Source organism: Streptomyces sp. NPDC047974 (assembly GCF_040653375.1).
In the GTDB taxonomy this organism is placed as follows: Bacteria; Actinomycetota; Actinomycetes; order Streptomycetales; family Streptomycetaceae; genus Streptomyces.
On the sequence record NZ_JBEZNU010000010.1, the window covers coordinates 32,112 to 44,757 of the forward strand.

The 12,646-nt window shown below is 75.1% G+C and carries 12 protein-coding genes; 8 read left to right on the top strand and 4 right to left on the bottom strand.

What is annotated here, in order from left to right; translation table 11 throughout:
• The first annotated feature begins 347 nt into the window (after positions 1–347).
• Positions 348–1,100, top strand: a complete 753-nt coding sequence (locus AB0E19_RS16275; RefSeq protein WP_169087119.1) for a ferritin-like fold-containing protein — start codon at positions 348–350, stop codon at positions 1,098–1,100.
• A 122-nt stretch (positions 1,101–1,222) separates the two neighbouring features.
• Here AB0E19_RS16275 and AB0E19_RS16280 read toward each other — a convergent pair whose 3' ends face one another.
• The 4 genes from AB0E19_RS16280 to AB0E19_RS16295 form a co-directional block, all read right to left on the bottom strand.
• A complete protein-coding gene (locus AB0E19_RS16280; protein WP_362179573.1) occupies positions 1,223–1,498 on the bottom strand; it encodes a hypothetical protein in 276 nt (91 codons plus the stop codon).
• 254 nt (positions 1,499–1,752) lie between these two features.
• Positions 1,753–1,980: a DUF3107 domain-containing protein gene (locus AB0E19_RS16285; protein ID WP_360606002.1), complete on the bottom strand. Its 228-nt coding sequence runs from the start codon at positions 1,978–1,980 to the stop codon at positions 1,753–1,755.
• Positions 1,981–2,116: 136 nt separating this feature from the next.
• Positions 2,117–2,776, bottom strand: a complete 660-nt coding sequence (locus AB0E19_RS16290) for a TetR/AcrR family transcriptional regulator (RefSeq protein ID WP_360606004.1) — start codon at positions 2,774–2,776, stop codon at positions 2,117–2,119.
• A 224-nt stretch (positions 2,777–3,000) separates the two neighbouring features.
• A complete protein-coding gene (locus tag AB0E19_RS16295) occupies positions 3,001–3,216 on the bottom strand; it encodes a hypothetical protein (protein WP_360606006.1) in 216 nt (71 codons plus the stop codon).
• A gap of 199 nt (positions 3,217–3,415) precedes the next feature.
• On the opposite strand from AB0E19_RS16295, the gene AB0E19_RS16300 reads away from it, so the two are divergent.
• The 7 genes from AB0E19_RS16300 to moeZ all read left to right on the top strand — a co-directional run bounded on the left by AB0E19_RS16300 (position 3,416) and on the right by moeZ (position 12,580).
• Positions 3,416–4,396 (top strand): alpha/beta hydrolase, encoded by a 981-nt coding sequence (locus AB0E19_RS16300; protein WP_362179578.1) that lies wholly within the window; start codon positions 3,416–3,418, stop codon positions 4,394–4,396.
• A 7-nt stretch (positions 4,397–4,403) separates the two neighbouring features.
• Positions 4,404–6,020: a DUF3152 domain-containing protein gene (locus AB0E19_RS16305; protein WP_362179581.1), complete on the top strand. Its 1,617-nt coding sequence runs from the start codon at positions 4,404–4,406 to the stop codon at positions 6,018–6,020.
• Between the two features lie 307 nt (positions 6,021–6,327).
• Positions 6,328–7,968 (top strand): glycosyltransferase, encoded by a 1,641-nt coding sequence (locus tag AB0E19_RS16310; protein ID WP_362179584.1) that lies wholly within the window; start codon positions 6,328–6,330, stop codon positions 7,966–7,968.
• Between the two features lie 13 nt (positions 7,969–7,981).
• The gene (locus AB0E19_RS16315; RefSeq protein WP_362179587.1) at positions 7,982–9,457 is read left to right on the top strand and encodes a hypothetical protein; all 1,476 of its coding nucleotides are present in this window, start codon (positions 7,982–7,984) and stop codon (positions 9,455–9,457) included.
• A 121-nt stretch (positions 9,458–9,578) separates the two neighbouring features.
• Entirely contained in the window at positions 9,579–10,550 is a 972-nt protein-coding gene (locus tag AB0E19_RS16320) for an NAD-dependent epimerase/dehydratase family protein (RefSeq protein ID WP_362179590.1), read from the top strand.
• Positions 10,538–11,338, top strand: a complete 801-nt coding sequence (locus tag AB0E19_RS16325) for a spherulation-specific family 4 protein (RefSeq protein WP_362179593.1) — start codon at positions 10,538–10,540, stop codon at positions 11,336–11,338. Before AB0E19_RS16320 ends, AB0E19_RS16325 begins: the two co-directional genes overlap by 13 nt.
• A gap of 63 nt (positions 11,339–11,401) precedes the next feature.
• The gene (gene moeZ / locus AB0E19_RS16330) at positions 11,402–12,580 is read left to right on the top strand and encodes an adenylyltransferase/sulfurtransferase MoeZ (protein ID WP_360606018.1); all 1,179 of its coding nucleotides are present in this window, start codon (positions 11,402–11,404) and stop codon (positions 12,578–12,580) included.
• Positions 12,581–12,646: the final 66 nt, after the last annotated feature.

Here is a 12,646-nt window from a genome sequence, read left to right on the forward strand (position 1 = left end):
TCTCATCGTGCCGGGCTCTTCCCGCGGGATCCTGGGGAAGATCACCGCCGGGTGGCACGGGACCACTGCCGCCGCTCGAGCGTCGTACCGCTGAGGGACCCTTCGGCGGGTCCGCCGGAAGGGCTGTCGGGCCGGAGCCGATCGGGCCACCGACCGGGCATCCTCATTCATGCGTCGGCCCACCGGGTACGTCCGAACGTGCGAAAGCATGTCCGCATACTCGGCAGGCGCAATATCACTGTACCCCGGAATCGCGCATGTGTGTTGGGCGAAATGGTGATGAGGGCACGGTCACACTGACTGACCAGCCCCTTCGGGGGTGCGGACGGCGGGCTATTGTGCCGTGCATGGAGACGCCTGACAACGCCACGCCCGCCGGCGGGACCGACGCCGACACCAGCCCCACCGGCATCGCCGCCGAGGACTGGGCCACGGCCTCCGCCGAGCCGCAGTACCGCGCCGCCGTGATCGACCTTCTCGGCGCCCTCGCCTACGGCGAGCTCGCGGCCTTCGAGCGGCTCGCCGAGGACGCCAAGCTCGCGCCGTCCCTGGAGGACAAGGCGGAGCTGGCGAAGATGGCCTCCGCGGAGTTCCACCACTTCGAGCGGCTGCGCGACCGGCTGGCCGCCGTGGACGCCGAGCCGACCGCGGCGATGGAGCCCTTCGCGAAGGCGCTCGACGACTTCCACCGCCAGACCGCCCCGTCGGACTGGCTGGAGGGCCTGGTCAAGGCGTACGTGGGCGACTCGATCGCCAGTGACTTCTACCGCGAGGTCGCGGCCCGCCTCGACTCGGACACCCGCGCCCTGGTGCTCGCGGTCCTCGACGACACGGGCCACGGCAACTTCGCCGTGGAGAAGGTCCGCGCCGCGATCGAGGCCGACCCGCGCGTCGGCGGCCGGCTCGCGCTGTGGGCCCGCCGTCTGATGGGCGAGGCGCTCTCGCAGGCCCAGCGGGTGGTGGCGGAGCGCGACGCGCTCTCCACGATGCTCGTCGGCGGGGTCGCGGACGGCTTCGACCTGGCGGAGGTGGGCCGGATGTTCTCCCGGATCACCGAGGCGCACACCAAGCGGATGGCGGCGCTGGGCCTGGCGGCCTGAGCCCCCGCGTGCGACGGCCGCGTGGCCCGGGACCCGGACGGTCCCGGGCCACGCGGCCGTTCGCGGTCGGCAGGCGCTTCACCGGCGGGCGCTCGGCCGGTACCCGTCCCGCCGCTACGGGCTCAGTACGCGGCGGAGGATGATCGGCGCAGCCGTCGGGCGGCCGGGCGCACCAGGAGCGAGAGCAGCACCGCCGCCACGGCGACGGCGCCGACGAGGGTGGCGAGGAAGTGGCCGGGGCCGAGCGCCCCGTGGGTGACGAGCGCCCCGAAGACGGCGCCGAGCGCACCGGTGAGGAGGACGGTCCTCCGGACGGGCAGGCGGTCGGGCAGGCGGTGCGCGGCGGCCCAGGCCAGGGCGAGTCCGAGCAGGGCGGAACCGAGGGCTTCCAGGAACACGGGTGGATCACCTCGCGGGGGGTGCGGGGCGGGTGGTGCGGTCAAGCCCCCTCCTACCCCGGGCCACCGGAACGCAATCCTCCCTCCGCCCTGGTGGGACGCCCCGTACACACGTCGGCCGCGGCCGGAACCAGGCGGCGGGGGCGCCCCCCGGCACGCCCCCGGCGCCACCCGGACGGAGGTACGCGAAGAGGCCCGGAAGGACGGGTGTCCTTCCGGGCCTCCTCGTCGCCTTCAGCGGCGAGAGCCAGGGCTCAGAGCGTGCCGAAGCCCACGCGGCGCACCGCGGCCTCGCCCAGCTCGACATACGCGATCTTGTCCGACGGGACGAGGACCCGGCGGCCCTTCTCGTCCTCGAGGCTGAGCAGCGGCGCCTTGCCGGACAGCGCGTCGGCGACGGCGCGCTCCACGTCCTCGGCGGGCTGCCCGCTCTCCAGAACGATCTCCCGGGGTGCGTACTGCACGCCGATCTTGACCTCCACGGCTATGTCCCTCCGAACGGTCAGCCATGCGCGATGAACCCGCGCCGTACGCTGCACACATTAGCCCGGTGAGGGGACGCGCACGGCTCAGTGGCGGCACGCCAGGAGCGAACAGTGCCCGGGAACAAAGAGACGGTCAGTGGCCCTCGGCGCTCAGCTGGCCCTCGACGGCGTGCAGCGGGAAGCCCGCGATGCCGCGCCAGGCGAGCGAGGTGAGGAGGGAGACCGCCGTGTCGCGCGGGATCGGGGACTCGCTGGAGAGCCAGTAGCGGGCCACGACCTGCGAGACGCCGCCGAGGCCCACGGCGAGCAGCATCGACTCGTCCTTGGACAGGCCGGTGTCCTCGGCGATGACCTCGGAGATCGCCTCGGCGCACTGGAGGCTCACCCGGTCGACCCGCTCGCGCACGGCCGGCTCGTTGGTGAGGTCGGACTCGAAGACGAGCCGGAAGGCGCCGCCCTCGTCCTCGACGTAGGCGAAGTAGGCGTCCATGGTGGCCGCCACGCGGAGCTTGTTGTCCGAGGTGGAGGCGAGGGCCGTGCGGACGGACTGGAGCAGGGACTCGCAGTGCTGGTCGAGCAGGGCCAGGTAGAGCTCCAGCTTGCCGGGGAAGTGCTGGTAGAGCACCGGCTTGCTGACCCCGGCCCGCTCGGCGATGTCGTCCATGGCCGCCGAGTGGTAGCCCTGGGCGACGAAGACCTCCTGGGCCGCGCCGAGCAGCTGGTTCCGCCGGGCACGGCGCGGCAGCCGCGTACCGCGAGGGCGTGCTGCCTCTGTCTGCTCGATGGCGCTCACGCGGCCTCCCAAGAATTCGATCCAGTGCGCTGTCGCGCCGCGCGGCCATCGTACTTTTGGGTAACCCGGGTGTGCGCGGTGCGGACGCAGAATTTCACGGACCGGACGCCTGGGTCGACAGGCGATTCAAGATTAAACCGAACAAATCAGCGGTAGTCGGCGGAGGATTGTCGTCGGTGGTCGTGGGCCGTGGTCGTGGTCGGTGCTGGTCGTCGGTGGTGTCGTCAGCGGTAGTCGTCTTCGTCCAGCGTGACGACTCGCGCCTGTTCCGAGGCGTCTCCCTCGTCCGCCGCCTCGTGGGTGATGCCGCTGAGCGGCTCGTCCTCCCCGGGGCGCAGGTCGGTGTGCTGCTCGGCCGCGTCGGCCTCCGGGACTTCCTCGTCGAGCACGGTGTCCTCTTCCTCGGGGAACGTGTCCGGCTCGGACGGATCGACAGTCATGCGGTTCCTTCCCGTCCTCCCCGTGCGCGGGCGGCCGCCCGCGCGGATGACCCTCACCTTCGAGCGTAGGAGCAGCGGCGTCCGCCCGCACCCGAGCCGCCCCCGCGGGGGCCGGGACCGGGGCCGGGGCGGGCGCCACGCGGACCCTGTGACCGCACCCACACCCGGGCCCGCGTGATCGTCTCGTAATATTGCGGCCATGTCCTCGACCGAGCTGCCGGAAACCCGGACCGCCGACACCGCTCCGGCGTCGTCGCCTCCGCGCGCCGTCCGGGTCGCCGACGGCGAGGAGCTCCGCTCCGTCGCACTCCCCGGTCTCACCCTCACCGTGCGCTCCCGGCCCGGCGTCCGCACCGGTCTGCCGCCCGCCCTCTACGTGCACGGCCTCGGCGGTTCCTCGCAGAACTGGTCCGCCCTCATGCCGCTCCTGGCCGACCTCGTCGACGGCGAGGCCGTCGACCTGCCCGGCTTCGGCGACTCCCCGCCGCCCGACGACGGCAACTACTCGGTCACCGGGCACGCCCGGGCCGTCATCCGGCTGCTCGACGCCTCCGGGCGCGGCCCGGTCCACCTCTTCGGCAACTCGATGGGCGGCGCCGTCGCCACCCGCGTCGCCGCCGTCCGGCCCGACCTGGTCAGGACCCTGACCCTCGTCTCGCCGGCCCTGCCCGAGCTGCGCGCCCAGCGCACCGCCTGGCCGACGGCACTGCTCGCCGTCCCCGGCGTCGCCGGGCTCTTCGCCCACCTCTCCCGCGACTGGACCGCCGAGCAGCGCGTCCGCGGCGTCCTCTCGCTCTGTTACGGGGACCCGGGCCAGGTCACCGAGGAGGGCTTCCGGCACGCCGTCGAGGAGATGGAGCGCCGGCTCGAACTCCCTTATTTCTGGGACGCGATGGCCAGGTCCTCGCGCGGGATCGTCGACGCCTATACGCTCGGCGGCCAGCACGGCCTGTGGCGGCAGGCGGAGCGGGTCCTCGCGCCCACCCTCCTGATCTACGGCGGCCGTGACCGGCTCGTCTCGTACCGGATGGCCCGCAGGGCCGCCGCGGCCTTCCGTGGCTCGCGGCTGCTGAGCCTGCCCGACGCCGGACACGTGGCGATGATGGAGTACCCGGAGACGGTCGCCGCGGCCGCGCGGGAGCTGATCGCGGACCACGACGCGCGGCACGACGGGAGCTGAACCCGGGGTGGGACGACATAGTCGCAAGGGGCCCGCGCCCACGGCGGGCGACGCCGGGCGCACCCCGACGGGGGACACCGGGCGCACGCCCGACACCGGGCGCACGCCCGTGACGGACACCGGCGCCGGCACGGGCCGCCGCCGCAGGAGCGGCGACGGCACGGGCGAGTACACCCCGGCCCACGGCACCATCCGAGGCCACGGTCCCTTCCAGGGCCAGGGCACACCCGCCCAGGGGACCCCGGCGTACGGCACCCCGCCCCAGGGCGCTCCCGGTCGCGGCGCCTCCGGCCAGGGCGCACCCGCGTACGGCGTTCCCGGGCGCGACGCTTCCGCTTACGGCACCCCGGCACAGGGGACCCCGGCGCACGGCACGCCCGCGCACGGCACGCCCGGACGGGGTGCCTCCGCACAGGGCGCTCCGGGGTACGCGGCTTCCGCGCGCGGTGCCGCGGCGCCGGGCGCGCCCGGCTACGAGACTCCGGCGCACGGGACCCGCGCGTACGGGACCCCCGCGCACGGGACCCCGACGTACGGGAGCCCGGTGGGTGGGGGTGCCGGGCAGGGCACGCCCGCGCACGGGACGCCCGTGCACGGCGACGCGGCCGCGCACGGGGCTCCGGACACGCCCGCGTACGGGATTCCGGTGCGCGGGGGGCATCCCGCGGACGAGGAGAACGGGCGGCCGGGGCCCGAGCGGTACGGGCCCGCCACGGGCGCCGTGCCGGTGATCCCCGGACCCCGTCGGGCGCCCGTGGCCCCGCCGGTCGAGGCCGAGGGCGAGCCCGAGGCCGTCGGGGGGCGCGGCGGCAAGGGGCGGGCGTTCACCGGGATCGCCGCCGCGGCCGTCACCACCTGCCTCGCGATCGTCGTCGCCGGGCAGGTCGCCGACGGCGAGGACGACGCGCCGGCCGCGCGCGCCGCGCAGGAGCCCGCCGAGCGGGCCTCGGACGGTTCGGCCTCGCGCTCCGACGAGCGCGTCGCCCCGTCGAGCCCGGCCCCCGCGAGGACGCAGGCGGCGCCCACGTACGAGCAGTTGATGACCCATCGGTTCCCGATCGACCCGAAGCTCACCGCCTCCGGCGAGTTCGAGGCCGTGGCGGGGCTCGACAAGGCGCCGGGTCCGGGACGGAAGTACCGCTACCGGGTGGACGTCGAGAAGGGGCTCGGTCTCGACGCCAAGCTCTTCGCGCGGGCCGTCCAGCAGACCCTCAACGACAAGCGCAGCTGGGCCGGTCAGGGCGCCATGGCCTTCGAGCGGATCTCCAGCGGGCAACCCGACTTCGTCGTCACCCTCGCCAGCCCCGGCACCACCGGCGCCTGGTGCGCCAAGTCGGGGCTCGACACCACCATCGACAACGTCTCCTGCGACTCCGCCTCCACCGAGCGCGTGATGATCAACGCCTTCCGCTGGGCCCAGGGTTCGGAGACCTTTGGCCCGAAGGCGATGTACGCCTACCGGCAGATGCTGATCAACCACGAGGTCGGACACCGGCTCGGGCACAACCACGTGTCGTGCCGGACGCCCGGCGCGCTGGCGCCCGTCATGCAGCAGCAGACCAAGTCCCTGAACGTCGACGGAATCAGCTGCAAGCCCAACCCCTGGGTGCATCCGGGGAGTTGACCGCGCCGTTCGGCGTTTTCGGCCGGGGGCGTTTTCGTCGCCTCCGGCCGTCGTCGTTTCGCCTTTCCGGCTTTCTCGCGCGCGCCCCCGGAATTCGCCTTTCCCGTCCTGATTCCCGACGGGTTTCCCGCCCGGCGGCGTACTCCGGACGAACGCGACGGGGCCGGGAAAGTCACGCGCATTCACCCCTTCCGGTGGTGCGGCGGACAACCGTCCGTCGTACCACCGGCCGCTGCGCTTACGTTCATCCCGCTGTGGGATTCCCGGCCCGGGAATCCCCGTCGACGACGACCGGGGGTGTGGACTCGTGCGGATCGGACTGCTCACGGAGGGTGGCGCACCGTGCGCCACCGGTGACACCGTGGCGTGGTGGCAGCGGCTCGTCCGCGGCCTGGCCCCTCACGACTTCGACCTGTACGCCGTCGGCGGCCCCCTCCCCGCCGCCCCGCTGCCCCCCAACACCCGGCCCGTCCCCGCCACCGGCGAGGGCGCCCCCGCCGCCGCCCCGCCCGAGCGCGCGGGCCGCCGCGCCTACGGCCGCCGGGACCGCCGCCGCTTCGCCGAGGGCTTCCACGCCCTCGCCACCGGCCTCACCGCCGAGGCCGTCCCCGGCCCCGGGGAGGACGAGCCCGCGCGGGCCTTCGCCGACGGCCTCGGCGCCCTCGCCGACCTCGCGCGCGCCGTCGGCGGCCTTCCCGGCGCGCTCCGCTCCGACGAGGCCGTCCGCCTCCTGGAGGCCGCCTGCCGCGCCCCCGGCGCCCGCCGCGCCGCCGCGGCGTCCGGACTCCGCGACCACCTCGCCTTCGCCGACCACCTGGAGCGGGCCCTGCGCCCCCTCTCCCTCGGCTGGTACGACGAGACCGCCCTCGGCGCCGCCGACCTCTGCCACGCCACCGCCGGCGGACCCGTCGCCCTCCCCGGCCTCCTGGCCAAACGCTTCTTCGGCACCCCGCTCCTCGTCACCGAGTACGGCGTCGGCCTGCGCTCCCACTACCTCGACGCGGGAAACGCCGGGCACTCCACCGCCCTGCGCGCCCTGCTCGCCGCCCTCCACGGCCGCCTCGCCGGGGAGACCTACCGCGAGGCCGCCCTCCTCACCCCGGGGAACGCGCACGCCCGCCGCTGGCAGGAGCGCCTCGGCGCCGACCGGGAGCGGGTCCGCACCGTCCACCCCGGCATGCCCGCCGAGCGGTTCGCCGAGGTCGGCGAGGACGAGGAGAGCGGCGAGCCCGGCACCCTCGTCTGGATCGGCCGCGTCGAGCCCGCCAAGGACCTCGTCGCCCTCCTGCACGCCTTCGCGGACCTCCGCGCCCGGCAGCCCGACACCCGGCTGCGGATCGTCTCCGTCCCCGCCGAGCAGGGCGAGGCCGACCACTGCGCCTACCTCGCGCAGTGCGCCGCGCTCGCCGCGCAGCTCTTCCCCGACGAGGCGGCCGGCGCCCACGCCGTCGGCGAGAACCCCGTCTCCTTCGAGGAGCTCGGCGGACCCGAGGCGCCCACCCTGGAGGACGTCTACGCCTCCGCCGCCGTCGTCGTCCTCTCCAGCACCGTCGAGGGCTTCCCCGCGAGCCTCGTCGAGGCCATGTTCTGCGCCCGGGCCACCGTCTCCACCGACGTCGGCGCCGTGGTCGAGATCATCGGCGGCACCGGGCTCGTCGTGCCCCCGCGCAACCCCCGTGCGCTCGCCGACGCCTGCCTCGCGCTGCTGCGCGACCCCGAGCGCCGGCACCGGCTCGGCGCGGCCGCCCGCGCCCGCGCGCTCGAACTCTTCACCGTCGACCAGAACCTCGCCGCGTTCCGCGGCATCTACCTGGAACTCCTCTCCCTTGCGCCGGTACGCCACCGCGCCGGGTCCGACGTGCCCTTCGCCCACCCCGCGGAGGCCCACCTCCCCGGCAGCTGGGCGCCGAAGGCCGTCTCCGCGGGCACAGGAGCCCCCGATGCCTGAAGGAGGCACCCCCATGCGCGGCCCCGCCGCCCCGACGAGCCCCGGAGCCTGGGACGCCCGCTCCGAGGCCCTCCTCGGCGCCCCCGCGGTGGATGCGGAACCCACGCCACCCGGCATAGCCCCGGGGCCCGCCGGCACGCTCCCCACCCTCGACCTCCACGCGGACCCCGCCCCCCTTCCCGGTGGGGAGACCGCCCTCGACGACCTCCTCTCCGCCTTCGGCCCGCCCCGCCCCGCCCCGCACGCGCGCGTGCGCGAGGCGGAGCCGGAGCCGGACGACGTGTCCGAGCCGGAAGCCGAGGCCGAGGCCTGCGCACCGGAGGGCGTACCCGAGCCCACCCCCGAGCCCGAGCCCGTCCCCGCCCCGGGAGGAGCCGTCGCGCCCGGGCCCGGGGCCGCCTGGGGGGAGCCGCCCGCCCCCGCACCCGCCTCCCCGCCCGGCAGCGCGCCCGCCGGGAAGGCGCGCCGCAGCGGCGGCGATCCCGTCAAGGTGCTCATGCACCGGCACCGGGAGCTGTGCGAGCGGGCCGTCGACCCGCTGGAGGTCGCCGCCGGACTCGAAGCGCAGGGGTTCACCGACCGGACCGCCGCCCGCTACCGGCACCGGGACGTCTTCTCGCTCGCCGAGGAGCTGTACGCGCGCGTGCCGCGCGCGCACCGCGAGGCCGCGCCCGACGAGGAGGCCGACGGGCCCCGCGCGCCCTGGGCGCTCGCCGCGTGCGCGCCCGGGGCCGCCGCCGCGCTCCTCGTGCCCGCGCTGCTCCACCTCGACGGGGCCGCCCGGCTCGTCACCGGCACCGCCGGCGTGCTCGGGCTCGCCGCCGCGCTCGTCCTCGCCGTCCGGCGCGGACCCCTGCACGCGCCCGCCGCCGCGCCCGCCGCCCGGGTGTGGACCCTCTGGCTGCTCGTCTACGCCGTCGCCGGCGACGGGCTCCTGGAGGAGGTGCTCCGCGGCGGACCCGACGGCGCCTGGCGCGTCGACCCCGCTCCGCTCCTCGGGCTCGCGCTCGCCGTCGCGCCCGCCGCCTGGTGCGCCCGCCTCTTCGCGGGCCGGGCCCGGCGGTGCATCGCCGAGAGCCGGGGCCTCGCCGACTTCGCCGCCGCCACGCGCGCGTGGCTGCTGGCCGCCGTGCTCCTGCACCTCGCCGCCCTCACCGCCCTGCTCGCGCTCACCGGCCTCACCGCCGGCGCGCTCGCCCTCGGCGCCCTGCTCCTCACCGCCCGGCTGCTCGCCGTCCACGGACACGGCGAGACCGCCGCCGCCGCACTCGCCGCCGCCTGCGCCGCCGAAGCCCTCGGCCTCGCGAGCGTGCTGGCCGCCCGGCTCCCGCTCCCCGGCTTCGACGCGCTCGCCGTCCCCGTACGGACCGCCGTCGACGCCTGGGGCGCCGACGCCCTCCCCGCGCTCGTCTGCGGCGCCGCCGCGCTCGGCCTGCTGGCCCACGCGACCGGCGCCCTCACCCGGGCCTCCGCCCACACCACCCCCTGACCCGTCGCACCCGCGGAGCCGACGCCGCGGGCGCCCGGCCCGACTCACCACCCGCAAGGAGAACCCAGACCATGACCCCTCACTCCCCAGCACCGGCCGGTCGGCACGAAGGGGCCGCACGATGAGGGTGCTACTGCTCGGAGCCAACGGCTTCATCGGCCGCTTCGTCGCCGACCGGCTGCTCGCCGACCCGGCGGTCCACCTCACCGCCCTCGGCCGCGGCGACGACGCCGACGTCCGCTTCGACCTCGCCACCGGCAGCCCCGGCGCGCTCACCCGCTTCCTGGACGCCGTCCACCCCGGCGTGGTCGTCAACTGCGCCGGCGCCACCCGCGGCGGCGCCCGCGACCTCACCCGGCACAACACCGTCGCCGTCGCCACCGTCTGCGAGGCCCTGCGCCGCAGCGGCTGCGGCGCCCGGCTCGTCCAGGTCGGCTGCGCCTCCGAGTACGGGCCCAGCCAGCCAGGCTCCTCGACCGCCGAGGACGCCGTGCCGCGCCCGGGAGGCCCGTACGGCGTCTCCAAGCTCGCCGCCACCGAACTCGTCCTCGGCTCCGGACTCGACGCCGTCGTCCTGCGGGTCTTCTCGCCCGTCGGCCCCGGCACCCCGGCCGGCTCCCCGCTCGGCCGGCTCGCCGAGGCCATGCGCCGGGCGATGCAGGCCGGCGACGGCGAGCTCAAGCTCAGCGGCCTCGGCGTGCAGCGGGACTTCGTGGACGTCCGGGACGTGGCCCGCGCCGTGCACGCCGCCTCCCTCTCCGCCGCCCAGGGCGTCGTCAACATCGGTACGGGCCGGGCCGTCCGGCTCCGGGACGCCGCCGCCGTCCTCGCCCGGGTCGCCGGCTACGCGGGCAACCTCCACGAGGTCGACGTCCCGCACGGCGTCCCGCAGCGGCCCGTCATCGGCGCCCCGCGCACCGAGGCGACCATCGCCGAACAGCTGGCGGCCACGCCCTTCCCGTACCCCGACGGCTGCGGGCCCTGGCAGCAGGCCGACGTCCGCACCGCCCGGGACCGGCTCGGCTGGCGCCCCCGGATCAACCTGGAGGAGTCGCTCGCCGACATCTGGATGGAGGCGGCGTGTCGCATCTGACGCGCGCCGGCACCGCGACCGGCGCCCTCCGGACCCTCGGCATCGGTGCCCCCGGCTACGCCCATCCGCTGCTCGCCCCGGTCGAATGGGCCGAACTGACCCGCCCCGGCACGCCCGTGCACTGGGCGGTGCTCAACGTCGCCGACGGCCCCGGCTCCCGCCCCGACCCGCACTGCCTGGAGGCCACCGGACGGCTCCGGCACGCGTTCGAGGAGGCCGCGCGCAGCGCGTCGATGTGGGGCGGCGGCCGGGCGACGGGCGGGAAGGTGCTCGGGCACCTGGACCTGGCGCACGGCTCGCGCCCCTTCGGGGAGCTGGTCTCGCAGGCCCAGCGCTACCTCGACTGGTACCGCGTCGGCGGCTTCTACCTGGACCGCTGTCCCACGGACCGGACGGACCTGCCGGGAGTGAGGAGGGTCACCGCGACCCTCTCGGCGCTCCTCGGCGGTGACGCCCACCTCGTCCTCGGCCAGGGCCACCACCCGTACCCCGGCTACGCGGAGACGGCGGACCAGCTGGTCACCTTCGCCGGGTCCTGGGCGGACTACCGTTGGTCGCAGGTGGCCGAGTGGACCGCGGAGTACCCGGAGGGGAAGTTCGCCCACTTCGTCCACGGGGTGCCGCGCACCCATCTCGACGAGGCGCTGCGGATCGCCCGCTGGCAGGGCGCCGGCACGATCTTCTTCACGGACCGCGGAGCGGCGCCGGGACAGACCATGCCATTTCACTCGCTGCCCGGCTACTGGGACGAAATCGTCTCGCGTATCGGACCGGGTGTCTCGGAATGAGGAGGGGCGTGGCAGTGTTACGGGGAGAACAACCGTACTGACATACCGACCAACGGAGTCCCCGTGTCGCTGCCACCCCTGGTCGAGCCGGCTGCCGAGCTCACCGTAGACGAGGTCCGCAGGTACTCCCGCCACCTGATCATTCCCGACGTGGGGATGGACGGGCAGAAGCGGCTGAAGAACGCCAAGGTGCTGGCCGTCGGCGCCGGCGGCCTCGGCTCGCCGGCCCTCATGTACCTGGCCGCGGCCGGTGTCGGCACGCTCGGCATCGTGGAGTTCGACGAGGTCGACGAGTCGAACCTCCAGCGCCAGATCATCCACAGCCAGGCCGACATCGGCCGCTCCAAGGCGGAGTCGGCGCGCGACAGCGTGCTCGGCATCAACCCGTACGTGAACGTGGTCCTGCACGAGGAGCGGCTCGAAGCCGACAACGTGATGGACATCTTCAGCCAGTACGACCTGATCGTCGACGGCACCGACAACTTCGCCACCCGCTATCTGGTGAACGACGCCTGCGTGCTGCTGAACAAGCCGTACGTCTGGGGCTCGATCTACCGCTTCGACGGCCAGGCCTCCGTCTTCTGGTCCGAGCACGGTCCCTGCTACCGCTGCCTCTACCCGGAGCCCCCGCCGCCGGGCATGGTCCCCTCCTGCGCCGAGGGCGGCGTCCTGGGCGTGCTGTGCGCGTCCATCGGCTCCATCCAGGTCAACGAGGCCATCAAGCTCCTCGCCGGCATCGGCGAGCCGCTGGTCGGCCGGCTGATGATCTACGACGCCCTGGAGATGCAGTACCGCCAGGTGAAGGTCCGCAAGGACCCGAACTGCGCGGTCTGCGGCGAGAACCCGACCGTCACCGAGCTCATCGACTACGAGGCCTTCTGCGGCGTCGTGTCCGAGGAGGCCCAGGAGGCGGCGCTCGGCTCCACGATCACTCCGAAGCAGCTCAAGGAGTGGATCGACGACGGCGAGAACATCGACATCATCGACGTCCGCGAGATCAACGAGTACGAGATCGTCTCGATCCCCGGTGCCCGCCTGATCCCGAAGAACGAGTTCCTGATGGGCAACGCCCTCCAGGACCTCCCGCAGGACAAGAAGATCGTCCTGCACTGCAAGACGGGTGTCCGCAGTGCGGAGGTCCTCGCCGTGCTCAAGTCCGCGGGCTTCGCGGACGCCGTGCACGTCGGCGGCGGCGTGATCGGCTGGGTCCACCAGATCGAGCCCGAGAAGCCGGTCTACTAGTCGACCGTGCGGAAGGCCCCGGACCGCGTGTCGGTCCGGGGCCTTCGCGCGTCCGCGCTAGGCCGT